Below are 24,655 nucleotides of genomic sequence, written 5' to 3'. Positions count from 1 at the left end.
AACGACGTTTGAGAAACGCCATACGCTTTGCTCATCCCCTTGGTTGCCAAAAGTCTAAAATTGTTCCACCAACGCTAAGCATCGAGACTCGGCATTACGAATTGGATCAAAGCTGAATGCGTAGACTTTCTGGTTTCCTCGGCATCTTTCTGGCGCTTTCATCTTCGGCTTATGCTCTGGAAATGGGACCGCTGCCCGTATTGGCGCCGCTACCGCAACAGGGACAGGCTGCACATCTCAGCGCCCAGTTTCTCACCCGCTTCAGCTACAAGCCGGTTCCGCTCGACGATGCGTTGTCGGTGAAGATAATGGACAGGTTCATCAAGTCGCTGGATCCAGACAGGATGCTGTTCCTGCAGGCCGATATCGACAAGTTCAAGGCTCAGGACACCAAGCTGGACGATGCCGTCAACAAGGAAGACCTGCAGATTCCGTTCTCGATGTTCAATCTCTATGAGCAGCGTGTCGTCGACCGTATGAATTATGCGCGCGACTTGCTGAAGACGAGTTTCGATTTCAGCAAGGACGAGAGCTATTCCTTCCTGCGCGAAGATGCGCCTTGGCCGAAGTCGGAAGCCGAGATCGACGATCTCTGGCGCAAGCGCGTCAAAGGTGATTGGCTGCGCCTCAAACTTGCAGGCAAGGACGACGCAGCCATTCGCGATACGCTCGACAAGCGCTATGAAAATTCGCTGGAGCGGGCCTACAAATACAAGAGCGAAGACGTGTTCCAATCGTTCATGGATGCCTACACCACATCCATAGACCCGCACACGGACTATTTCGGCGCCACCGCTTCGGCTGAATTCGATATCTCGATGAAGCTGTCGCTGGTCGGCATCGGCGCAGTGCTGCAGGAACGCGACGATTACACCACGATCCGCGAGCTTGTTCCCGGCGGCCCGGCGCAGGTGTCGGGCAAGCTTGCCGTCGGCGATCGTATTATCGGCGTTGGCCAGGGCGCCGATGGTCCGGTGAAGGAAGTGGTCGGCACTCGCCTCGACGAGATCGTCCAGATGATCCGCGGCGCCAAGGACTCCATTGTTCGCCTCGATATCTTGCCAGCGGAAGCAGGTGCCGATGGCGCCCATCACATCGTCAGCCTGACGCGCGACAAGATCAGCCTCGAAAAGCAGGCCGCCAAGAAAACGCTGCTCTCCATCAAGGACGGCGATGCGACGCGCAAGATTGGCGTGATTACCCTGCCGGCCTTCTACGAGGACTTCGACGCTCGCCGCAAGGGCGACAAGGATTACCGTAGCGCCAGCCGTGATGTGGCCAAGCTCATCGACGAATTGAAACAGGACAAGGCAGACGGCGTTCTTATCGACCTGCGCAACAATGGCGGCGGGTCGCTGGCCGAAGCGATTGATCTCACCGGTCTGTTTACGGGCAAGGGTCCCGTCGTCCAGCAGCGCGATGCTGGCGGCAAGGTTGCCATTGAGGGCGACGACCGCTCGCCTGCTGCCTGGACAGGTCCGGTCGGCGTGCTCATTAACCGCGGTTCCGCATCCGCCTCGGAGATTTTCGCGGCCGCAATCCAGGACTACAGCCGCGGCGTGATCATCGGTGAACCCAGCTTCGGCAAGGGTACCGTGCAGACAGTGGTCAATCTCGATCAGGTCGCGCACAACGCCAAACCGAAATTCGGCGAACTGAAAATGACGATAGCGCAGTTCTTCCGCATCAATGGGGGCACTACCCAGTTGCGCGGCGTGACGCCGGACATCGGGCTGCCGAGCCTGTCGGACCCGAAGACCTTCGGCGAGGCCAGCTACGACAATGCTCTTCCATGGACGCAGATCAAGCCGGCCAACTACAAGCCGGAAGGCGATGTGGCGGCAAAGATACCGCAGCTGCAGAGCCGCCACGACGCACGCGTTGCCAACGATCCGGATTTCAAGCGTCTGGTCGAAGACATCGCCGAGTTGAAGGCGCAGCGCGAGAAGGGCATCGTTTCTCTCAACGAGGCAGAGCGTCGCAAGGAACTGGCAGCTCAGGCGACCCGTGACAAATCACGCGAGAAGATAAACGATGGCGTCGACCCCGGGGAAGACGATGGCCTGCAGGCAAACGAACGCAGCCTGAGTGCCGATATCGCCATCGAAACCGCCCGCAAGAACGCCAAGGATGTCCTCTTGAACGAGGCGGCATCCATCATGGCCGACGACGCCGGCATAAAGGCGGCGAACTCGAAGTAAAACGAAAAGGCCGCCGGCAAACGACACTGCCGGTGGCCCCAAAACTGTCAGAGACGACAGGACGGCAAAATCCAAAACCGATCAGCGCTGGTCTGTATTCGACCGCAGTGGAAACATGTCTTCGCCGTAGCGATGAAGACGCGTGTGATGTCTGCGGCAAAGCCAGCGAACCCTCAGGGGTTCGTCATACTCGTCGTGATGGGCGTCGACGGCATCGTGACCACAGACTTCACAGCCGAGCTTTTCGAGATCGCCGGCGACGATGGCACGCTGCACCGCGAGATGAGCATTGTACTTCATCGGGTTGGCGCGGCGCCAATCTGCCTGCCTGGTTTGACTTTCTATCATTCTCGCGTTCCGATTGACGTCGTTGACTGCATTGAACTGATGCCCCCGTTTGCCATAAAACGACATCGTTAGCCAGCCACGATCAAAATCTGCAACTGCTATGCCCGCAACGAGGACCGCTATTCCGGTTTCGGATAAATCGAGCCGTTATAATCCTCGATGTAGGTTTCCGAGATTCCCGCAACACTGTCGAAGCGGACCTTGAGCGCGCCGTCGGTAAAGTCGAGTATCGTGATACCGAGGTTTGCCGCGCCCGGCTGTGACGGCATCGACGCATCGCGCGACAGGAAGCTCGTCGCCGCTGCCCAGATCTGGCGGGGACCATCGGCGCCTGGAAGATCGAGGGTCCGGTGGATATGGGCGCTGACGATGGCAGCCGTTCCGGTGCTCTCCACCAGCATCCGCAACCGTTGCCGCGCCGCAGTCGGGATGGCCCAGTAGGGTCGATCGGCTTCGTCCCAGTTCTCTAGAAACAGCGGCATGTGGGTGAGCAGGACAGGGGCGCGCTCGCCCCGTCCGCCAAACGCCTCGTCAAGCCAATGCCACTGCTCGGCTTCTTCAGCCAATCCGGTCGCAAGAACCTGGCTGTCGATGCCGATCAGCCGCCATCCCGGAATATCGTCGCAAATCCAGCGGTCCGCGCCGAGATGCCGGTTCCAGCGCTCCAGTCTTTCGCGGCTTGCCGGCTGACGGCTGGCGCGCGAGATATCGCCCACGTCGTGGTTGCCGGGCAGCACGAGAACCGGCCGGCGGAGTGTGTCGAGAGATTGCCGCGCGAAAGCAAGATCCGCTTCCAGATTGGCGCCATCGAGCGTTAGGTCTCCGAGCACAATCGTGAATGCCACATCGAGATCGTTGACGTGCGCCACCGCCGCATTCCAGTTGGCAACGAAATCATCGGTCTTCGCGCCGATATGGGGATCTGCGATGATCGCAATCTGCATGATGGCCTCTCTGGTTCTGTCCGGTGGCGCGGTTTGTCGGCCCTCCGACGCAAGGGCCGCATTCCCGTAACGGATCGACGCGACAGTCCGGTGACAGCTGCCCGCCATGAGACGCACGCAGAAAGCGAATATATTTCAATCGGATACCGAGGCGCGATATCGCCCGTCACGCTTTTGAAACTTCTTAAATCTGTCAATTGCCTGTCACTGACGATGCCTATTGGCAAATCGCCACAAGCTTTCGACGGCTCTCCCAAACGGCCATCAGGCGATACGCAACCCGAAGGATTTTTCGATGAATTCGTTTCACATCAATCGCAGGACTTTATTGCAGGCGGGCTCGGCGGCGCTCGGCGCATCGCTGCTCAACCTCGGCCCGCTGCGTGCCGAAGCTGCGACCATGCCGGACGGCCTCGTTGCTGCCGCCAAGAAAGAAGGCGCGCTGAACGTCGTAGCCCTGTCGCCGAACTGGGTCTTCGGCAAGATGATGACCGACTTCTCAAAGCTCTACGGGATCGAGGTGAATGCCGCCAACCCGGAGGGTTCGTCGGCCGAGGAACTGCAGGCCGTTCGCAGCCTGAAAGGCCAGGATCGCGGGCCGGACACGCTCGATCTGGCGCCGTCCTTCGCGCTGCAAGCCGTCACCGACAATCTGCTGCAGCCCTACAAGGTCGCCACCTGGAACGATATTCCCTCGGAGGTTAAAAACCCCGATGGCCTCTGGCAGGGCTGCTACTACGGCATCATCTCCTTTGCCGTGAACAAGAGCGTCGTCAAGACCGTGCCGCGTAGCTGGGCTGACCTCCTGAAGCCGGAATACAAGGGCATGGTGTCCATGGGCGGCAGCCCCGTCCGGGCTGGCGATTCCTTCGCGGCCGTGATGGCGGCGGCTCTTGCCAACGGTGGCAGCTTCGACGATATCGCGCCCGGCGTGGAGTTTTTTGGCAAGCTTGCCGCTGCCGGCAACTACAATCCGATACAGAGCGACAAGGGCACCATGATGAGCGGCCAGACGCCGATCGCGCTGCGGTGGGACTACCTCAACCTGACGATTCGCGACGACGAAGCCGGCAAGGTCGATTTCGAAGTCGTCGTTCCCAATGATGGCGCGCCGTTCGGCAACTATTATTGCGAGGCGATCAGCGCCTATGCGCCGCACCCGAACGCCGCCAAACTGTGGCAGGAATATCTGTACAGCGATGAAGGCCAACTGGGCTTTCTTGCGGGCTACGCCCATCCGATCCGCTTTGCCAAGATGCTCGACGCCGGAGTGCTGCCCGCCGCGCTGCTGGCCAAGCTGCCATCTCCGGAAGCCTACAAGAGCGTGCGTTTTGCGAGCCAGGCGCAGATCGATGCCGCAAAGAAGGTTGTCGCCGACATGTGGCCCAAGACCGTGAAGACCAATTAAGCCAGGCATGGTGCAGCCCTCCGACCCCGCCAAGAGACGGTCACGCTCCGGGCACGGCGTCGGTGCGATGCTCAGGCAGTGGGGCCTACCGGTCCTGCTGGTGGCACCATTCCTGCTGTTCTCACTGGCATTCATGGTGGCGCCCACGCTCATGCTTGTCGTCCAGTCGGTCAGCACCCGCACCGGCTTCACGCTGGAATACATCGTTGCTTTGGGTGGCGAGACATTTCGTCTCGCCACCTATAATTCGATCGTGCTCTCCGTTGCGTCAGCAGCGGTTGGCGTCACCTGTGGCGGCGCCATTGCGGCGACCGTCATTCATCGCGATGCCCACCCGGCGCTCGGTGCCATCGCCTCGAGTTTCAGCGCAGTTGCGGCAAACTTCGCCGGCGTCCCGCTCGCCTTCGCATTCATTTCCAGCCTTGGCATGTTCGGCCTTCTCACCCGGGCGCTGAAGGTCTTAGGCATCGATATCTATGCCGCTGGCTTTAGCCTGTTCTCGTTGACCGGATTGACGATCGTCTATGCCTATTTCCAGATCCCTCTTATGATCATCATCATCATGCCGGCCTTGCAAGCCCTTCGCCGCGAATGGGCGGAGGCGGCAGAAAGCCTTGGCGCAACGCCTTGGCAATATGGGCGCCTGGTCGTCCTGCCAATCCTCGCCCCGTCGCTGATATCGGCATTTATCCTGCTGTTTGGATCAGCCTTCTCCGGCTATGCCACCGCCTATGCTCTGACCTCCGGCAATCTCGTGCTGCTGACCACGGAAATCGGTAATGTGCTGTCCGGCGATGTCATGAATTCGCCCCAGACCGGAGCGGCGCTCTCCGTCGCCATGATCGTGACGATGGCGGTCGTCGTTACGACGAGTAACCTGCTGATGCGCCGCGCCCGGCGCCGGGGAATGTGAGATGAACGCCGGTAAGATGCTGCGTCGGCTTATCCTCGTTCTCGCGGCGACATATTTCGTGCTGCCGTTGGCGATGACTGCGATCTTCAGCCTTTGGGAAGGCGGCACCGCCTATGGTGTATCCGCCTATGCCGCCGTCTTCAGCCACAAGGCCCTGCTGCAACCGTTGATCCTGTCGCTGGAACTGGGGGTGGCAACGATAGCAGCGATCTACATCATCCTTGCACCCGCAGTCATCGCCGCACATCTCTACATGCCGCGCATGCGCGGGGTTATAGAGTTCGTGGCGATCCTACCCTTCGTGGTGCCGGCCATTGCTCTTGTCGGCGGTCTTTCGATGCTGGTTACGGGGCCGATGTGGCTAATCGGCTCGCCGTTCTATCTTGTCATTCCCTACTTCTTCCTGGCGTTGCCTTTCGCATTCCGTGCGCTCGATGTCGGCCTTGCGGCGCTCGATATCCGGACCTTGAAGGAAGCTGCGGAAAGCCTTGGGGCCGGCGGGCTGACGACGATCCGGCTGGTCGTGGTTCCCGGCATAGGCGCGGCAATCGTCAACTGTGCGCTGCTGACATTCACAGTCGTCATCGGAGAATTCACGGTCGCCAACATACTGCTGTTTCCAACCTTTCCGGTGGCGATCAATGAGGTCGGCAAAAGCTCGCCGACCCAGGCCGCCGCCCTTTCGATGATCAGCTTCGTGCTCACATGGCTGGCAATGCTGGTCATGATGGCATTTGGCCGGAAGACCTGAGCTGCGGGCCGGCGCCGACAGTCCGGCGCATTGAAAACACAGAGACAAGCACCATCCGAAGCCACGCCCGGGCGGAACAGATAAGCGCTCGAGGGGTTATTAGAGCAGCTGATATCAGTCGGCCAAACCGGCGAAATGCCACTTTGTGAATGGAAATCAGATATGCAAATTCCTCAGCACACCGTCATTGCCGTCGCCGACGGCGAAAAGCTCAACCTCTTCCAGAATGAAGGCGACGCGGCCAACGTCAAGCTGAAGGCAATGCCTGACGAGGCCGTCGACAGCTCTAAGATAGGCTCCGGCAGCCGCCACTCGAGCAGTTCTGCCAACCCCGACGACAGCCAGCAGGACGAAGACGGTTTTGGAGCCGGTGTCGCCGATCTTCTCAACAGAAAGGTGCTGGCGGGCAAGATTAAGAACCTCGTCGTGATTGCAGCGCCTCGTACGCTCGGCGAACTGCGCAAGGGCTACCACAAGACGGTATCCGACGTGCTGATCGGCGAACTCGCCAAGGACCTTACGGGTCATTCGATGCAGGACATCGAAAAGGCCTTGGCTGCAGCTTAACTGGAGCAAAACGAATGTTTGAGTTGCACCGGCCCGTCGCGGCCGGTGTATTTTTTTGGGCGTACCGCACTGAGACTGGGCTCTATGTGAAGTCTACCCTCCCGTTAGCGTGCGTGACACCGCATCGCGCCAGCCGCCTATCTTTGCCTGGCGATTGCTTTCGCTCATCAATGGCTCGAAACGCCGGTCGCAATTCCAGCGTTCGGCGAACTCCTTCTGGTCTGGCCAGACCTTGGCCCTGTGGCCGGCAAGCCAGGCGGCACCGAGTGCGGTTGTTTCCAGTATGGCGGCGCGGTCGACTGACGTCGAAATGATGTCGGCAAGGCGCTGCATCGTCCAGTCGGAGGCTGCCATGCCCCCATCGACGCGCAGCACTGTCTCGACATCGTGGCCGCCCCAGTCGCGTTTCATCGCGAAAAGCAGGTCCATCGTCTGGTAGGCAACCGCTTCCAGCACGGCGCGAGCGATTTCGGCGGGGCCGCTGTTGCGTGTAAGGCCGAAGATCGCGCCGCGCGCCGCGGCATCCCAGTAGGGCGCGCCAAGACCGGTGAAGGCCGGCACGATGTAGACTTGCTGCTCTTCATCGGCAGCATCGGCAAGCTCGCCAGCCTCGGATGCCTTGCCGATGATCCCCAACCCGTCCCTCAACCACTGCACGGCAGCGCCGGCGATGAAGATCGAGCCCTCAAGGGCATAGGTGGTCACGCCGTCGAGACGATAGGCGATCGTCGTCAGCATGCGGTGGGACGAATTGACCCTTTCCACGCCTGTATTCAACAGCGCGAAACAGCCGGTGCCATAGGTCGATTTCATCATGCCCGGTACAAAACACGCGTTGCCGATGGTCGCCGCCTGCTGGTCGCCGGCAACGCCAAGGATCGGGATCGCTGCGCCGAACAGATCTGGCGTCGTTTCACCGAAATCGTCGGCGCAATCCCTGACGTCCGGCAGCAGAGAAGGGGGTATCCCCAGGATGGCGAGAAGTTCTTCGTCCCAACGATTATCGGTAATATTGTAAAGCAAGGTCCGGCATGCGTTGGTCGCATCGGTCAAATGCCTCTTGCCGCCGGTCAGTTTGTAGATCAGCCATGTATCGATGGTGCCAAAGCAGACAGAGCCGGTCTCCGCCTTGTCTCTTAACCCATCGACATTCTCGAGCAGCCAGCGCAATTTCGTGCCGGAAAAATAGGGATCGAGCAGAAGTCCGGTCTTGGCGGAAAACAGTTTCTCGTACCCGTCCGCCCTGAGGCTTTCGCAGATCTCGGCCGTGCGACGGTCCTGCCAGACAATGGCCGGGTGCAGTGGTGCACCCGTGTCGCGTTCCCAGACGACCGTCGTCTCGCGCTGGTTGGTGATACCGATGGCGGCGATGTCGGCGGCTCCAAGCTTCGCCTTCTCCAAAGCCTCGCGAACAACGTCGACCACGGTTTGCCAGATCTCCTGCGGATCGTGTTCGACCCAGCGCGGCTGCGGATAAGACTGGGTAATTTCCCGCTGCGCCGAGGCGACCATTTTCATCTCTCCATCGAAAACGATAGCCCGAGACGATGTCGTTCCCTGGTCGATTGCGAGAACATAGCTACTCATTCATGCGCTCCGATAAGGCAGTAAGCTGCGATCCCGCCGGTCGGCAGGCTGTTAGTGGGATGGTTTTGCGGGCAAAGGCCGCCGGGTGAACCGGCGGCCAAGGGGTGGCTCAGGCCATCGGGCCCGAGCCTGTAGATCCGGCTACTTGGACTGCCAGCTCTTCACCAGTTCGTCGTAGTTTACGGTCTGCGGCTTTTCCTTCTCCTCGGCAATCTTCAGCTGAGGCGCAAGGTTGCCCTTGGAGACGGCATCCTTGTTCCAGTAGGCCAGATCATGCTCTTCGGCGAGTTTGGGGCCGATATCGCCCTGGACCTTGGACCGCTCGATGCGCTCCATGACCTTTTCCTGGGCTTCGCAAAGCGAATCCATCGCCGCCTGGGCCGTCTTGGCACCGGATGCCGCATCGCCGACTGCCTGCCACCAGAGCTGGGCAAGTTTCGGATAATCCGGAACGTTGGTGCCTGTTGGCGACCATTGCACGCGGGCCGGCGAGCGATAGAACTCGATCAGGCCGCCAAGCTTGGGAGCGCGCTCGGTGAAGCTCTTGTCGCGGATGGTCGACTCGCGGATGAAGGTCAGGCCGACATGGCTCTTCTTGACGTCGACCGTCTTCGAAGTGACGAACTGGGCGTAGAGCCAGGCAGCCTTGGCGCGGTCGGTCGGTGTCGATTTCATCAGCGTCCAAGATCCGACGTCTTGGTAGCCGAGCTTCATGCCGTTCTTCCAGTAGACGCCATGCGGGCTTGGAGCCATGCGCCATTTCGGCGTGCCGTCGTCGTTCATGACCGGCAGGCCGGGTTTGACCATGTCGGCTGTGAACGCCGTGTACCAGAAGATCTGCTGGGCGATATTGCCCTGTGCCGGCACGGGTCCGGATTCGGAGAAGGTCATGCCTTGCGATTCCTGCGGGGCATAGGCCTTGATCCAGTCGAGATATTTCTGGATCGAGTAGACGGCGGCAGGACCATTGGTATCGCCACCGCGCGCGACGCAGGAGCCGACCGGACGGGACTTCTCGTCGACCTTGATGCCCCATTCGTCGACAGGAAGGCCGTTCGGCAATCCCTTGTCACCGTTGCCGGCCATGGAAAGCCAGGCGTCGGTGAAGCGCCAGCCGAGCGACGGGTCCTTCTTGCCATAGTCCATATGGCCGAAGACCTTCTTGCCACCGACATCCCGGCCGGTGAAGAATTCGGCGATATCCTCATAGGCAGACCAGTTGACGGGCACACCGAGCTCGTAGCCGTACTTGGCCTTGAAATCTGCCTTGTTCTTCGGATCGTTGAACCAATCGTAGCGGAACCAATAGAGGTTGGCGAACTGCTGGTCGGGAAGCTGGTAGAGCTTCTTGTCAGGAGCGGTGGTGAAGGATGTACCGATGAAGTCCTTGAGGTCGAGACCGGGATTGGTCACGTCCTTGCCTTCGCCGGCCATCCAGTCGGTCAGGTTGCGGACCTGCTGGTAGCGCCAGTGGGTGCCGATCAGGTCGGAGTCGTTTACCCAGCCGTCATAAAGGTTCTGGCCGGTCTGCATCTGCGTCTGGATCTTCTCGACGACGTCGCCTTCCTGGATGACGTCGTGGGTGACCTTGATGCCGGTGATGGCGGTAAAGGCCGGTGCCAGCACCTGCGATTCATACTGGTGGGTGGTCAGGGATTCCGAGACGACCTTAATTTCCATGCCTTTGAAGGGCTTGGCGGCGTCGATGAACCACTGCATTTCCTTTTCCTGCTCTGCCGGCGACAGCGTCGACATGTCGCCGATTTCCTTGCCGAGAAAGGTCTTTGCCTCCTCCATTCCCGCATAGGCAGTCCCAGTTACGGCCAGCAACAAGGCTGCCGTTGTCGTCAGTAGATGCGTTCGCATGATATCCTCCCGAATTGCGATTGCAGTTGTGTCAGTCCCGGAGCGCCGGATATCGGCGACCCGTATCGACTTGCCTCAGACGAAGCGGAATACGCCGACGGCGTAGGCAACGGAGAGAGCAAGAGCCCACCACAGGTTGGGTCCGACAAGACCCAGCCATGCGAGATGAATGAATGCGGAACCGAGCAGCGACACGAAGAACCGGTCGCCGCGGGTGGTTTCGAAATGAAGAATGCCGACGCGCGGATTTCCGCCCGGCGAGACATATTCCCAAAGCCCCATGCCCAGCAGCAGGACGAGTATCACCACGAAGAAAATGATCGTCGGCGGCGTCCATGCCATCCAGCTGAAATCGAGATTCATGATCATACCCTCCCGAGGGCAAAGCCCTTGGCGATGTAATTTCGAACGAAATAGATGACGAGCGCCCCTGGGATTAGCGTCAGCACGCCGGCCGCCGCCAGCAATCCCCAGTCCATACCGGCTGCCGAGACGGTTCTGGTCATCGTCGCGGCGATCGGCTTGGCGTCGGTCGTCGTCAGCGTCCGGGCGAGGAGCAACTCGACCCAGGAGAACATGAAGCAGAAGAACGCAGCGACCCCGATGCCGCTGGCGATCAGCGGAATGAAGATCTTCACGAAGAAGCGCGGGAAGGAATAGCCGTCGATATAAGACATCTCATCGATCTCCTTCGGCACGCCGGACATGAAACCCTCGAGAATCCAAACCGCCAGCGGCACGTTGAAGAGGCAATGGGCGAGAGCGACGGCGATATGCGTATCGATCAGGCCAAAGGCCGAGTAGAGCTGGAAGAACGGCAGGGCAAAGACCGCCGGCGGTGCCATGCGGTTGGTCAGCAGCCAGAAGAACAGGTGCTTGTCGCCAAGGAAACGGTAGCGCGAGAAGGCATAGGCGGCCGGCAGGGCAGCGGCAACCGAGATCACCATGTTCATTACCACATAGATGATCGAGTTGATGTAGCCGGAATACCAGGCGCTGTCGGTAAAGATGATGACGTAGTTGTGCAGCGTCGGGGCGTGGGGATAGAGCGTCATCGAGGAAACGATTTCCTCGTTGGTCTTGAAGCTCATATTGACCAGCCAGTAGATCGGCAGCAGCAGGCAGAGGATGTAGATCGTCGGGATCAGGAAGCCGAAGCGCGATCCCTCTGCCTTGAGGACCGGATTGGCGGATGGAGCGTGAGCGATAGCCATATCAGGTCTCCGCGTCGTAGCTGGTCATCACGGTGTAGAACACCCATGAGAGCAGCAGGATGATCAGGAAGTAGATGATCGACATGGCCGCAGCCGGGCCAAGATCGAACTGTCCGAGCGCGGTCTTCACCAGATCGATTGACAGGAACGTGGTCGAGTTGCCAGGTCCGCCGCCGGTGACGACGAAAGGCTCGGTGTAGATCATGAAGCTGTCCATGAAGCGCAGCAGGATGGCGATGGTCAGCACCCGCTTCATCTTCGGCAGCTGAATGTAACGGAACACGGCCATGCGGGACGCGCCATCGATCTTGGCGGCCTGGTAGAAAGCATCCGGAATGGATACCAGACCGGCATAGCACAGAAGCACAACGAGGCTCGTCCAGTGCCAGACATCCATGACGATAACGGTCAGCCAGGCATCGAGGGGATTGCGGACGTAGTTATAGTCGATACCCATGGAATTGAGCGTATGCCCAAGCAACCCGATATCGCCACGCCCAAACACCTGCCAGATCGTGCCGACGACGTTCCAGGGAATGAGCAGCGGCAGCGCCATTAGTACCAGGCAGACGGGGACCCCGAGACCCTTCTTCGGCATGTTCAGCGCGATGAAGATGCCGAGCGGAATTTCGAGCGCGAGGATGATGAAAGAGAACACCAGGTTGCGCTCGAGCGCGGACCAGAAGCGGTCGGACTTCAACGTCTGGACGAACCAGTCGGTACCGGCCCAGAAGAACTGGTTGTTGCCGAACGTATCCTGGACCGAATAATTGACCACCGTCATCAGCGGGATCACCGCCGAAAAGGCCACCAGCACCAGCACCGGCATGACGAGGAACCAGGCCTTGTTGTTCCATGGCTTGTTCATGCCCGATCCTCCCGGCCGACACGCCAGGAATCGGCGTAGATACTGATGGCGGTGGGATCAAAGGTGATCCGTGGCTCCGATGGGATCTCGCCGTCTTCGGGAACGATGATGGCAATTGGCTGGCCCGCAAACTCGGCGCGGACGATTTTCTGACGGCCGATATCCTCGACCTTGCTGATCGTCACCGGCATGCCGTCGCGGTCGATGCGGATGAATTCGGGGCGAATGCCAAGCTCGGTCTTGGCCGCCTTTCCGGTGTCCGGCGCATAGCCGAGCGCCAGGGTCTGGTCGCCGACATGCACTAAGCTGCCTTCGACGCGCGCCGCCATGACGTTCATGCCGGGCGAGCCGATGAAATAGCCGACGAAGGTGTGACTTGGTCGCTCGAACAGCTCGGCCGGCGTACCGATCTGAACGATCTGTCCGTCGTACATGACCACGACCTTGTCTGCGAAGGTGAGCGCCTCCGTCTGGTCGTGGGTCACATAGACCATGGTGTAGCCGAACTGCTTGTGCAGCAGTTTCAGTTGCGAGCGGAGCTGCCATTTCATGTGCGGGTCGATGACAGTCAGCGGCTCGTCGAACAGGATCGCGCTGACATCGTTGCGCACAAGGCCACGTCCGAGCGAAATCTTCTGCTTCTGGTCGGCGGTGAGGCCGCTGGCCTTGCGGTTCGCCCAGCTCGATAGATCGATCATGTCGAGCGTCTCGCGGACCCGAAGATCGACGTCGGCTTCAGCCACGCCCCTGTTGCGCAGCGGAAATGCCAGGTTGTCGTAGACCGTCATGGTGTCGTAGACGACCGGAAACTGGAAAACCTGGGCAATGTTGCGCTCCTGCGTCGGCAGATCGGTGACGTCCCTGCCGTCGAACAGGATGCGGCCATGGGACGGGCGCAGAAGGCCCGAAATGATGTTGAGCAAGGTCGTCTTGCCGCAGCCGGAGGGTCCCAGCAGCGCATAGGCGCCACCGTCCCGCCACTCGTGGTGGACTTCGCGCAGCGCATAATCCTTGTCTGTCGCCGGGTTCGGCGCATAGGCATGGCGGATGTGATCGAGCGTGATGCGTGCCATTTCCGGTCTCCTATCCGTTCGCCGCGCGGGCAATCGAGTGCCCCGCGGTATCGAAGGCCATCAGGTGGCGGGTATCGACGAACAGGTCGACGATGGTGTCGGGATCGATATCGTGGATGCCATGTTCCAGCATCACCCAGCGCGAGCCTGCCGCCTCCACGTGGATAAAGCTTTCGGAGCCGGCGATTTCGGAGATGATCACCCGCGCCTTGAGGGCTGCCGAAGTTTCATGCCGCCTCGCGACAGACAGATGGTGAGGCTGGAAGGCTATGACGCATGGACCTTCCGGCACGCCGGCGAGGTGGTCCGGCAGCTGCAGGATCGTTTCTCCGTCGCGCTGCAGCGCATTACCGGCGCGCACCAGTGCGATCGTATTCAGTGGCGGATCGGCGAAGGTCCGGGCGGTGACGAGGTCGGCAGGGTTGCGATAGACGTCGATGGTTGGACCGAACTGGCTTATGCGCCCTTCGCTGAGCGACGCGGTGTTGCCGCCAAGCAGCAGGGCCTCGGACGGTTCGGTCGTGGCATAAACGAAGATCGATCCCGAGGCGGCAAACAGGCGAGGCAGTTCCTCGCGCAATTCCTCGCGCAGTTTGTAGTCGAGATTGGCGAGTGGCTCGTCGAGCAGCACGAGGCGGGCGTTCTTGACGATGGCACGCGCCAGCGCCGTGCGCTGCTGCTGGCCACCGGAGAGGTTGAGCGGCAGGCGGTCGAGATAGGGCGTCAGCTTCATGAGCTCGGCGGCCTTGCGCACTTCGCGGTCCACCGTCTGCTTATCCTTGCCGGCAATCCGCATCGGCGACGCGATATTCTCGTATACCGTCATCGCCGGATAATTGATGAACTGCTGATAGACCATGGCGACCGAGCGCTTCTGCACCGGCAGGCCGGTAACATCGACGCCATCGAAGTGAACCGTTCCCGAGGTTGGCTTGTCCAGCCCGGCCATCAGCCGCATCAGAGACGTCTTGCCGGACAAGGTCGGACCCAGCAGGACGTTCAGTGTTCCTCCCTGAAGGACAAGGCTGGAGGGGTGAATATGATATTCACTGCCCGCCATCTTGGCCACATTTCGCAATTCCAGCATTAAATCCCCGTGCCTCCTCCAAACCAGCGGTGATATTGTCCTCGAGCGGCAAACGCTCCTAGTGCGTGATCACCCCGGCGATAAAAGTCTCAAGTTCTGCGGCCTGATCCTTCGACAGATACAGTCCCTTCTTGGTCCGGCGCCAAAGCACGTCCTCCGCGTGCCTTGCCCATTCCATGTCGATCAGCCACCGGACCTCGCATTCGAAAAGGTCGTCGCCGAAATTACGGCCGAGATCGGACGCGTTTGCTGCCTTGCCGAGCAGGAGCGCCGCGTTCGTGCCGTAGAGCCGGACAAGCCGTCGGGCATGGCGGTCGGCCAGAAACGGGTAGGAGCCCTTGAGCTTGGCAACTTCGCTCTCATAGCCCGTCGCGGCAAAGGCACCGCCGGGCAGGCTGCTGCCGGCCGTCCAGACCTTGCCCTTGACACCGATCGCATCGCCGATCTTCTCCAGCGCGTGCTCTGCAAGGCGCCTGTAGGTGGTCAGCTTGCCACCGAAGATGTTGAGCAGTTCACCGCCACCGGGCAGTTCCTCGCGCTTCAGCACATAGTCCCGCGTCGCTTCCTGCGCCTTCGAGGCGCCGTCGTCGAACAGCGGACGAACGCCGGAATAGGACCAGACGATGTCATCAGGCTTTACCGGTTCGGCAAAATATTCGCTGGCGGCGCTGCAGAGATAGTCGACCTCGCGCTGCGTGATTCGGATATCCTTCGGATCGCCCTCGAAATCCTGGTCGGTCGTGCCGATCAGGGTAAAATCCTGCTCGTAGGGGATAGCGAAGATGATGCGATTGTCAGGGTTCTGGAAGAAATAGGCGCGTGGATCGTCAAACTTCTTCCTGACGACGATGTGGCTGCCCTGGACGAGCCGTACATTGTGAACCTGGTTCTTGCCGAATGCACTGGACAGCACCTGATCGACCCAGGGGCCTGCCGCATTGACAAGCATGCGCGCCTGAAAGCTGTCGATCCTGCCTGTTGCCATATCCTGCGTCTCGACAGACCAGGCATTTTTTTCCCAACGCGCCGACCGCACGCGGGTCCGCGGCATGATCTGGGCTCCGCGATCGGCAGCATCCCGGGCGTTGAGGACGACAAGCCGCGCATCGTCGACCCATCCGTCGGAATATTCAAAGGCCTTGGTGAACAGGGATTTCAATGGCTTGCCTGCCGGATCCTTGCGCATGTCGACAACGGACGTCGCCGGAAGCAGCTTTCTGCCGCCGATATGGTCGTAGAGGAAGAGCCCGAGGCGAATGAGCCAGGCCGGGCGGATGCCGCCCTTCTGGTAGGGCAGGACGAAGCGCATCGGCCAGATAATATGCGGCGCCATGGCCCATAGGACCTCGCGCTCCATCAGCGATTCGCGAACCAGCCGGAATTCGTAATGCTCGAGATAGCGCAGGCCGCCATGGATAAGCTTGGTCGATCCGGAAGATGTGCCGGAGGCGAAATCGTTCATTTCGGCCAGCGCTACCTTGTAGCCACGGCCGGCCGCGTCGCGCGCAATACCGCAACCGTTGATGCCGCCACCAATGACAAAAAGATCGAACATTCTATCCCCCACTGCCTCTCCCCCAAGAGCCAGACCTTCGCAATGCACAAATTTATTGCGCTTGCGGTATAGAGACATCTGAAACGAAACCATAACGAATGTCAAACGAAAGTTTCGCGGGTCAGCTCGCTTTCGATGTCTCGATCAGCGCGACGTTGCTGTCGTGGCAGATCGTCCGGATGGCCTCGACGGAACAGTGGTCGGTGATCAATGTCTGGACCTGCGACAGCTGTCCGATCCGCACCGGTGCCGTGCGCTCGAATTTCGTCGAATCCGCCACCAGAATGACGTGCCGGGCATTGGCGATGATCGCCTGTGCCACCTTCACCTCGCGAAAATCGTAGTCGAGCAGGGCGCCGTCGGAATCGATGGCGGAGGCGCCGATGACTGCGTAATCGACCTTGAATTGCCGGATGAAATCGACGGCCGCCTCGCCGACGATGCCGCCGTCCGAAGCGCGCACGACGCCACCCGCAACCACGACCTCGATTGCCGAATAAAGGCGCAACCGATTGGCCACATTGATGTTGTTGGTGATCACCATCAGCTCGTGGTGGGCGATCAGGGCCTCGCTCACCGCCTCGGTCGTCGTGCCGATATTGATGAACAGCGATGCGTTGTTGGGGATGAGCTGGGCAGCTGCGGCGCCGATCGCCTGCTTCTCGGCGGAGGCTATCTGGCGGCGCTGCTCGTAGCGCACATTCGCAGTGCCGCTGGGTAGGCTGGCGCCGCCGTGCATGCGGGTTAGCATCTGCCCGTCGCAGAGATCGTTGAGATCCTTGCGTATGGTCTGCGGCGTCACATTGAACCGCGTCGCGAGATCGTCGACGAGAACGCGGCCCGTCGATTTGGCAAGAGCAACGATCTCGGTCTGGCGATCTGTCAAAAACATCGATTCATCCTTCGCTGGCATCGCGTTTGCGCGAAAGCGAACTTAACCGCAATGAAAGAGAAAACTCAAAGGCGATCTGTCGTGACGGACACGAAACCGAGCGCAAATCCATCACGGCTGATTTACCGCGTCAGGCTTTGGCTTCTCCCAGTACCACGCCGCATAAGTCAACTTGCGATCATGGCCCTTTTGCTTCAGGAGCGCGCGAATGGGGCGCATCTCGTCTCTTTCGCAGGCCACCCAGACATAGGTCTGCGCATCCGCCGCGCTGATCGCGGTCCTGACCGCGTCGCCGAACCGATAACCGGTATCACTCTTGTCATCCTTCCGGTGGAGCCAGCGCACATCCAGAGTTCCCGATGTTGGCAAGGGTTGCTCCTCGCCTGCATCCTCCACCAAGATGATGGCCTGCATCCGGATATGGGCCGGCACTTCTGCCGCGATCCGGGCGATGGCTGGAAGCGCCGTCGCATCGCCTGCAAGTAGCATGGACGACGCCTGCGGAACTCCGCCGCCGCCTGGCCCAAGAAACGCCAGCTTTTGTCCCGGTCTCGCCTTGCGCGCAAATTCGGCACCGGGCGCCGCGACACCGTGCGTAGCATGCTGCAGGAAATCGATCCATAATTCACGGCGTGCGACATCGACGGAGCGGATGGTATAGACCCTCACCGCGAGTTCGTCTTCCCCCTCGGGCCAGCCCGTCCTGCCGTCCGGCAGCAGGGTCGGCCAGACCGGTATGCGTCCGTCAGGCGGCAGCAGAACACGCACATGCATGCCGCCACCGATGAACGGCGCGATATCCTCGCAACTGAATTTGACCCTTCGCATATGCGGCGTGACGTCCGCGGCGGACACCACGGTTACCTCGCGCAGATCGGGCAGGATGCCGGGCGCCGGTGGCGTCGACCAGCTAAGCTCTAAAGGTTCTTCGCCGGCGAAGTAGACCAGATGCTCGGCAATGTTGTTGCAGGTCAGCTGCAGCGCCTGTTCCGTTGCGCAAGCGAGTTCTATGAGCAGGCGGCTGTCCTTTAGGCGGATGGCGACAAGTGCCGTTTCGCTTCTCAGCAGCGCCAGATTGCCCGTCCGCTCGACGCTCGAATGCTCGACGAAATGCTCGCAGATCTCATCCAGCATGCCTGCGGCATCGTGCGGAATTGCGACGCCGCTCAACTTGAATTCCTGCACCTCGCTCATACGATCTCGTCCTTGTCTGCAGCAGAACCGGGGATATCGGCGACCGGCCGGGCTTGCGCTGCCGAGTGGCGCCCGCGCGGCACGATCATCGGGGTTCCCGTCACCGGATCCGGAACGATGACGCAGGCAAGGCCGAAGACGCTTTCGATCAGTTGTTCGGTGACGATCGCTGCCGGCGTGCCTTCGGCAACGATGGCGCCATCGCGCATCGCGATCAGGTGCGTGGCATAGCGGCAGGCATGGTTGAGATCATGCAGCACCGCAACGACGGTGCGTCCGTCGGCGTTGATATCGGCCAACAGGTCGAGCAGGTCGATCTGGTGGGTGATGTCGAGAAAGGTGGTTGGCTCGTCGAGGAGCAGGATTGGTGTCTGCTGGGCCAGAACCATGGCAAGCCAGACCCTCTGGCGTTGCCCGCCGGACAGTTCGTCGACGAGCCGGGTGGCAAGGTCGGCGACCCCTGTGGCTGACATCGCAGACGCGACGGCCTGCTGATCGGCGGCCGACCATTGGCGAAAGATCGACTGGTGCGGATAACGGCCGCGCGACACGAGGTCTTCGACGGTAATGGCGTCAGGTGCGATAGAACTCTGCGGCAAAAGCCCGAGCCGGCGCGCCACGTCCCTGGCCGGCAGACTTCCAATGCTGGCACCGTCGAGGATGATCTCCCCCTGCGTCGGCCGAAGCAGGCGCGACAAGGCCCGCAGCAATGTCGACTTGCCGCAGGCATTCGGGCCGAAGATAACGGTAAATGCGTTATCCGGAATGGTCACCGAGAGCTCGCGGGCGACCGTCAACTCCCGGTAGCGCAAAGTCACTGCTTCCGCGCGCAGTCTGGCCGTCGTCATTTGCGTCCCTCGCTGACTAGCACCCATATGAAATAAAGGCCGCCGATATTAAACGTCATCACGCCGACCGGCAGCTGGAGGCCGAGCGCGTGCTGGGCTGCCCAATCCGAGGCGACGAGCAATACCCCGCCCATCAGCGCCGATGGTACCAGCGCAACCCCGGCCGACCTGGTCACGCGCCGCGCAAGCTGCGGCGCTGCTAGCGCGATGAAGGCGATGGGGCCTGCCGCGGCCGTTGCCACCGCGATCAGGGCCACGCCGATGACGGCCAGCGCCAGCCGGACGCGATCCGGCGACACACCAGACGAAAGCGCCGCCTCGTCGCCGAGTTCGAGCTGACGGAGCGGCCTTGCCAGGGCAAGGGCGATAGGGACGAGCACTGCCAGCGCCACCGATACCGCCAGCAGGCGATCAAGGCCGAGGCCGTTCAGCGAGCCCGCCGCCCACATGGCAGCCGACATCGCGACCTGCAGGTCTGCCTTGCGGATCATCCAGACATTGGCGGCAGACAGCATGGCGGCGATGGCGACGCCGACGACGATCAGCCGAAATCCGTCGATACCCCCTCGGTAGGTCAGCATGTAGACTGCGATCGCCGTTGCCAGACCGCCGATCAGTGCGCCCGTGGCTGTCCCTAAATAGCCCTCCGACAACAGCAGCATCGCCACCAGCGCGCCGGTGTGGGCGCCGGCAGAAAAGCCGATGATATCCGGCGAACCGAGCGGATTACGCGTCAGCGACTGGAAAATAGCACCGCTGATGCCGAGCGCGGCGCCGATCAGCAGCGCAAGCAGGGCGCGGGGCAGGCGCCATTCGAGAACGATCATCTCCTGCATCTGGTCGCCCCGCCCCGAAAGGGTCCGCGCGACATCCGACATTGAAACCGCATAGTCGCCGGAAACCAGCGACAGCAGCACGAGCATGAGGCAGACAGCCAGCATGAAGGCGCAGGCGATAACACTCCGGCTGCGCAACCGCAGCGAAAGCCGCCCACGGGGCGAGCGCAGAACGATGACGCCTGGATCCGCCGCCCGCGTCACAGCCCGCGCACTTTCTGCCGCTGCACCAGGAGGATCAGGACGGGCGCGCCGATGAAGGCGGTGACGATGCTGGCTTCCAGTTCACCCGGGAGGAGAAGACGCCCGATAATGTCGGCCGACAGCAGCAGGATCGGGGCAAAGATCATCGTGCCGGCGAAAATCAGCCGCTGATCGGGGCCGAACAGCCAGCGCACGACATGCGGCGTCATCAGGCCGATGAAGCCGATCGGTCCGACCGCCGCCGTGCCACCACCGGCAAGAAGGGTCAAGGACACAGCCGCCAGGATGCGGCTGCGGACAACATGGGTGCCCAGCGCCCGGGCGGTGTCATTGCCGAGCGCTATCGAATTCATCGCCGGTGCGATGAGGCCCGCGATGCCAAGCCCGACGATAATGAACGGCGCCACCGCAGACACCACCGCCATGTCGCGGCCGCCGAGAGCGCCGATCGACCAGAGACGCATGCTGTCGAAGCCGACCGGATCGAGCAGTACGATGGCTGATCCGAGGCCGCCAAGCAACGCATTGATCGCGACGCCTGCAAGCAGCAGCCGGACCGGGGTCGCTCCGGCGCGACTGAGCGAGCCGAGCACATAGACGATCACAGTGACAACGATGGCGCCGAGAAAGGCAAACCAGAGATAGGTGCTCACCGCCTGCAGGCCGAATACGCCGGCAGCAATCGTCACGAAAAAGGCAGCGCCGGCATTGACGCCGAGCAGACCGGGATCGGCGAGCGCATTGCGCGTGATCGCCTGGATGATGGCACCGGACACACCGAAACCCGCTCCGCATAAAAGCCCCAGCAACGTGCGCGGCAAGCGATAGTCCCGGACCGCAATGTGGTCTGGCAGGCGAGCGTCATAGGCCGTCAACGCATCGAAGACGGTGGAGAGAGAAACAGAACGCGCGCCGACGGCCAGGCTGACCAGGCACAGGACCACCAGCAGCAGAAAGCCCGCAACGGCAACTGCCAGCCGTTGCCGTGCTGTATGGTGCTTTCCCGCTGTGGGCTGCGAGGGGACTGTGGCAGACGGCATCACGGGGCAAGTCCGGCACGGACCGCCGAGGCTACCGATGTCCTGGGGTCGCCATCGAGTGCTGCTGCCATATCGGCCTCGAGTGCAGACAGCACGAAGGGCAACGACAGGACGCTGCCGAAAGACAGCGCGGCTGCGACCGTACCGCCCGCAAAGACTTCGCGACCCTCGGCATGGGCCTTCAGGACACGGCGCATCGGCAGGGCGGCGAGATCGGTAGCGGTTTCGGAGGACGATACCCAAAGGACGAGATCAGCTTCGAGAGCGGACAGGTCTTCCGGTGAAAGTTTTTGATAGAAGCTTTTGGACCCATCGAGCAGGCGGCTGGCGGCTGTGCGGGCAAATCCGAGCTCGGTCAGGAAATGGCCGCGCGTGTCCGAGGATGCGAAAAATCCGGTCTCGCTGCCATAGTGATAGGCGGCGACAGCCGTGAGTCCGCCCCAATCCGGATGTCGCAGGCGCGCTGCCGCAAAGTCCTGGCGGGTCTTGGCAACCAGTTCGTCGGCTAGGCGATCCTTGCCGACGGCGCGACCGATCAGCCGTGTCATCTCATCCCAAGGCATGCCATAGGCCGGAAACGCCTTCGGCTGCATCAGCACGGGCGCAATGCGGGAAAGCCCGGCGTACTCTGCTTCCGATATGCCTGACCCGATGCCGACGATCAGATCCGGCTGCAAGGTAGCGACGAGTTCCAACCCGACATTGCCCTTGATGACAACGGGGCGGGCGTTCTTCAGAAAAGGCTGCGCCCATGGCCAGACGGCAAATGGCTGGTCGCCGAACCAGTCGCGTATCGCAAGCGGGATGACATCGAGCGCGAGCAAGGGATCCTGGGTGAGGTAGCCCAGCGATACGACACGGGTAGCGGGCTTCGGCAGGACGGTCACGCCGAAGGCATGATCGAATTGCAGCGGCCCGTCGGCAGCGATGGCGGGTGTGTGCATCAGCTCCGGCGCCAAGAGAGCGGTTGCCAGCCCGCACAGCAGGTCGCGACGACGGGTAACGAGAGCCATGACATCCATTCCTGTGTTTTGTGGTTGCGCCGAGAGATCGTCGCGCAGGCGCTACCAGGTGTAGCGCAGGGTCGCCCGCACCGCGCGGCGGTCGCCGTAGTAGGCGGCCAGACTGTAGTCGTCGATGCTGGCCACATATTCCTTGTCGAAGATGTTGGTGGCGTTGACGGCGAGGGCAACGCCGTTCTTGAACTTGTAATTGAAAGCCGCGTCGAAGACCGTTCTTGAGGCAAGCGGCAGCGTGTTGGCATTGTCGCCGAAAGTATTGCCGACAAAGCGGGCGCCCATCCCGACGTTGATGTCACCGATCGCGCCTTTGCCGGGAATGGTATAGTCGGCCCAGAGCGTTGCCATGTGGTTGGGAACGAGTTCCGGCCGATTGCCAATCAGCCCGGTGGTCGCGTCGTCCTTGATCCGCGCGTCCCAGTACGAATAACCGGCAGTCAGGTTCAGCCGGTCGGTGAGCGCGACCTTGCTCTCGAACTCGATGCCCTTCACGTTCACCTTGCCCACCTGGTACTGGTAGGAATAGTCCGACGCCCACTGCGCCACGTTTTTCTGGGTCAGGTCGAACAGCGCCAGGGTAAACAGCGCATCCATACCCTCGGGCCGATATTTTGCACCGATTTCGTACTGTGTGCCCTCCTGAGGCTTGGGCGTGCCGAGGAAGGTCGAGCGGCTGGCTGCCAGTGGCTGGAAGGATTCCGAGTAATTGGCGTAGACCGAGAGCTCGGAGGTCGCCTTGAAGGTAAGCCCGGCGCGCTTGGAGAAATTCGTATCGACCGCGTCGTCGCGGATGCCTGAGCTTTCCGACATCGTGTCGGCGTGATCGTATCGGCCACCCAGCGTCAGGATCCAGCGGTCGTCGATCGTCAGCTGTTCCTGGAGGTATGTGCCGGCCGTTGTCAGCCTTGTCCTGGTGTCCACCGGTGCGCCGAACGAGATGCAGCGTGTGCCGCAATAGACGGGTTTGCTGTCATCGAGCACGCCACCGGCCGTCCCGTCGAGGCGACGTTCGCTATTGCTGTCGCGGCCATAATCGGCGCCCAGCAGTGTGCGGCTTTCGAATGGGCCGTAGGTGCCGTCATATTGGAGCTGGTTGTCGATCTGGAACCGCTTGCTATGGCCATAAATTGCCAATGCAGCGCGGCTCGAAGCAGGATCGGCAGCTCCGAGATAGATCTGCTGATAGGTCATGTCGAGATTGGTGTAGCGGGCATTCTGCCGGAACTCGAAACCGTTGCCGAAATCGTGGCGCAGCTGATAGCCGACATTGCGCTCGATGGTGTCGACCCTGTCGAAATCGGGCTCACCGAGATAGGTCTCGGAATCGATCCCAGACTTGTAGGGAATGGCATGGCCAGGGTTGCCGTCGCGCTTGTTGTAATCCGTCAGGATGGTGACGGAGGTGTCGGCATCCGGCGACCAGGTCAGCGCCGGCGCGACATAGACGCGATCGTCGTTGGTATGGTCGATGCCGGCATTGGCATTCTGCCATTTGCCAGTCATGCGGTAGGTCCAGATGCCATCCTTGTCGAGCGCTCCGCCGAAGTCCGTGCCGGTTTCGACATGTCCGTTCCCAACTGTTGTATAGATCTCGCCGAAGTCTTTGTCCTGCGGCACCTTGGTGAGCGCATTGACGATACCGCCGGGGCCGGAAAGGCCGAACAGCGTGGAGTTGGACCCCTTCAGCACATCGATCCGTTCCATGCCATAGGGCTCGAGGCGGCTGGCGGTAAAGGAGCCGCCGACACGCATCGGCAGCCCGTCACGGAAAGTGCCGTCGGTCGTCTGGTAGAAACCGCGGATCAAAAAGTGGTCGTAGCGGTCGTCGGAGCCGTAGATATCGGTGGAGACGCCGGGCGTGTAGGCCAGCGCCTGGTCGAGGTTGGTGACACCGCGCTCCTTCATTTCCTTTGCAGTGACGACGGAAACCGAGGCCGGCGCGTCGAGAAGCGGGGTGTCGGTCTTGCTGCTGGAGCGGGAACTCTTTGCGACAATCGTCTTGTCAATGGTGCCAGCTCGGTCGCCTTGGCCCGCAATGGTGATCTTGGCGAGCGTGGTTGCTTCCGCGTCGCCTGACTGAGCGAAAACCGGGGTTGCGGCAAGCAGCGTCGAACTCGACAGAAACGCGATCATCAGACGTCCGACGGTCGTCGTAAAGGATGTGCCCACCGGCGATACAGTCGTCCTAGCCTCGCGAAACATCACGGCAGCCCCCTGCAATCAATCTATCAAATACCTGA

22 protein-coding genes are annotated in these 24,655 nt (G+C 61.0%); 5 read left to right on the top strand and 17 right to left on the bottom strand.

The window, feature by feature from the left end; genetic code table 11:
• The first annotated feature begins 116 nt into the window (after window positions 1-116).
• Window positions 117-2,201: a carboxy terminal-processing peptidase gene (locus J5274_RS19510; RefSeq protein ID WP_142831401.1), complete on the top strand. Its 2,085-nt coding sequence runs from the start codon at window positions 117-119 to the stop codon at window positions 2,199-2,201.
• An 81-nt stretch (window positions 2,202-2,282) separates the two neighbouring features.
• Here the strand turns inward: J5274_RS19510 and J5274_RS19505 are convergent, their stop codons facing one another.
• Together J5274_RS19505 and J5274_RS19500 are read right to left on the bottom strand one after the other, a co-directional pair.
• Complete coding sequence (locus tag J5274_RS19505; RefSeq protein WP_142831402.1) at window positions 2,283-2,549, bottom strand: hypothetical protein; 267 nt, start codon at window positions 2,547-2,549, stop codon at window positions 2,283-2,285.
• Window positions 2,550-2,668: 119 nt separating this feature from the next.
• Entirely contained in the window at window positions 2,669-3,493 is an 825-nt protein-coding gene (locus J5274_RS19500) for a metallophosphoesterase (RefSeq protein ID WP_209229710.1), read from the bottom strand.
• Window positions 3,494-3,788: 295 nt separating this feature from the next.
• Between J5274_RS19500 and J5274_RS19495 the strand changes: the two genes are divergently transcribed.
• The 4 genes from J5274_RS19495 (at window position 3,789) to J5274_RS19480 (ending at window position 7,132) form a co-directional block, all read left to right on the top strand.
• Window positions 3,789-4,901, top strand: coding sequence for an ABC transporter substrate-binding protein (locus tag J5274_RS19495; protein WP_219275526.1), 1,113 nt, complete (start codon window positions 3,789-3,791; stop codon window positions 4,899-4,901).
• 7 nt (window positions 4,902-4,908) lie between these two features.
• Window positions 4,909-5,814: an ABC transporter permease subunit gene (locus J5274_RS19490; protein WP_257625721.1), complete on the top strand. Its 906-nt coding sequence runs from the start codon at window positions 4,909-4,911 to the stop codon at window positions 5,812-5,814.
• 1 nt (window position 5,815) lies between these two features.
• The gene (locus tag J5274_RS19485; RefSeq protein ID WP_209207211.1) at window positions 5,816-6,565 is read left to right on the top strand and encodes an ABC transporter permease; all 750 of its coding nucleotides are present in this window, start codon (window positions 5,816-5,818) and stop codon (window positions 6,563-6,565) included.
• A 162-nt stretch (window positions 6,566-6,727) separates the two neighbouring features.
• Window positions 6,728-7,132, top strand: a complete 405-nt coding sequence (locus J5274_RS19480) for a host attachment protein (RefSeq protein WP_142831405.1) — start codon at window positions 6,728-6,730, stop codon at window positions 7,130-7,132.
• A 93-nt stretch (window positions 7,133-7,225) separates the two neighbouring features.
• Here the strand turns inward: J5274_RS19480 and glpK are convergent, their stop codons facing one another.
• The 15 genes from glpK to J5274_RS19405 form a co-directional block, all read right to left on the bottom strand.
• On the bottom strand, window positions 7,226-8,719 hold the full coding sequence (gene glpK, locus J5274_RS19475) for a glycerol kinase GlpK (RefSeq protein WP_219275525.1): 1,494 nt from the start codon (window positions 8,717-8,719) through the stop codon (window positions 7,226-7,228).
• 141 nt (window positions 8,720-8,860) lie between these two features.
• Window positions 8,861-10,585, bottom strand: coding sequence for an ABC transporter substrate-binding protein (locus tag J5274_RS19470; RefSeq protein WP_142831407.1), 1,725 nt, complete (start codon window positions 10,583-10,585; stop codon window positions 8,861-8,863).
• Window positions 10,586-10,660: 75 nt separating this feature from the next.
• A complete protein-coding gene (locus tag J5274_RS19465) occupies window positions 10,661-10,948 on the bottom strand; it encodes a DUF2160 domain-containing protein (protein WP_142831408.1) in 288 nt (95 codons plus the stop codon).
• Between the two features lie 2 nt (window positions 10,949-10,950).
• The gene (locus tag J5274_RS19460; protein WP_224128692.1) at window positions 10,951-11,799 is read right to left on the bottom strand and encodes a carbohydrate ABC transporter permease; all 849 of its coding nucleotides are present in this window, start codon (window positions 11,797-11,799) and stop codon (window positions 10,951-10,953) included.
• 1 nt (window position 11,800) lies between these two features.
• The gene (locus J5274_RS19455; RefSeq protein WP_142831409.1) at window positions 11,801-12,667 is read right to left on the bottom strand and encodes a carbohydrate ABC transporter permease; all 867 of its coding nucleotides are present in this window, start codon (window positions 12,665-12,667) and stop codon (window positions 11,801-11,803) included.
• The gene (locus tag J5274_RS19450) at window positions 12,664-13,740 is read right to left on the bottom strand and encodes an ABC transporter ATP-binding protein (RefSeq protein WP_142831410.1); all 1,077 of its coding nucleotides are present in this window, start codon (window positions 13,738-13,740) and stop codon (window positions 12,664-12,666) included. Before J5274_RS19450 ends, J5274_RS19455 begins: the two co-directional genes overlap by 4 nt.
• A 10-nt stretch (window positions 13,741-13,750) precedes the next feature.
• Entirely contained in the window at window positions 13,751-14,827 is a 1,077-nt protein-coding gene (locus J5274_RS19445) for an ABC transporter ATP-binding protein (protein ID WP_142831411.1), read from the bottom strand.
• Between the two features lie 58 nt (window positions 14,828-14,885).
• Window positions 14,886-16,382: a glycerol-3-phosphate dehydrogenase gene (gene glpD, locus J5274_RS19440; RefSeq protein WP_247750599.1), complete on the bottom strand. Its 1,497-nt coding sequence runs from the start codon at window positions 16,380-16,382 to the stop codon at window positions 14,886-14,888.
• Between the two features lie 121 nt (window positions 16,383-16,503).
• Entirely contained in the window at window positions 16,504-17,274 is a 771-nt protein-coding gene (locus J5274_RS19435; RefSeq protein WP_142831413.1) for a DeoR/GlpR family DNA-binding transcription regulator, read from the bottom strand.
• 111 nt (window positions 17,275-17,385) lie between these two features.
• Entirely contained in the window at window positions 17,386-18,468 is a 1,083-nt protein-coding gene (locus J5274_RS19430; RefSeq protein ID WP_142831414.1) for a DUF2218 domain-containing protein, read from the bottom strand.
• Window positions 18,465-19,316 carry an ABC transporter ATP-binding protein gene (locus J5274_RS19425; RefSeq protein WP_143123275.1) on the bottom strand — a complete coding sequence of 284 codons (852 nt, stop codon included), beginning with the start codon at window positions 19,314-19,316 and terminating at the stop codon, window positions 18,465-18,467. The genes J5274_RS19430 and J5274_RS19425 overlap by 4 nt, the downstream gene beginning before the upstream one ends.
• Window positions 19,313-20,356: an iron chelate uptake ABC transporter family permease subunit gene (locus J5274_RS19420; RefSeq protein ID WP_244615489.1), complete on the bottom strand. Its 1,044-nt coding sequence runs from the start codon at window positions 20,354-20,356 to the stop codon at window positions 19,313-19,315. The genes J5274_RS19425 and J5274_RS19420 overlap by 4 nt, the downstream gene beginning before the upstream one ends.
• Window positions 20,353-21,396, bottom strand: a complete 1,044-nt coding sequence (locus J5274_RS19415; protein WP_142831416.1) for an iron chelate uptake ABC transporter family permease subunit — start codon at window positions 21,394-21,396, stop codon at window positions 20,353-20,355. Before J5274_RS19415 ends, J5274_RS19420 begins: the two co-directional genes overlap by 4 nt.
• A complete protein-coding gene (locus tag J5274_RS19410) occupies window positions 21,396-22,409 on the bottom strand; it encodes an ABC transporter substrate-binding protein (protein WP_219275524.1) in 1,014 nt (337 codons plus the stop codon). The genes J5274_RS19415 and J5274_RS19410 overlap by 1 nt, the downstream gene beginning before the upstream one ends.
• A 51-nt stretch (window positions 22,410-22,460) precedes the next feature.
• Complete coding sequence (locus J5274_RS19405; RefSeq protein WP_244615491.1) at window positions 22,461-24,617, bottom strand: TonB-dependent siderophore receptor; 2,157 nt, start codon at window positions 24,615-24,617, stop codon at window positions 22,461-22,463.
• Window positions 24,618-24,655: the final 38 nt, after the last annotated feature.

The sequence above is a fragment of the Rhizobium sp. L51/94 genome, assembly GCF_019355555.1.
Classification (GTDB): Bacteria; Pseudomonadota; Alphaproteobacteria; order Rhizobiales; family Rhizobiaceae; genus Rhizobium; species Rhizobium rhododendri.
The sequence above is the reverse complement of the archived record's forward strand: the minus strand, read 5'-3'. Positions and strand labels throughout refer to the sequence as shown.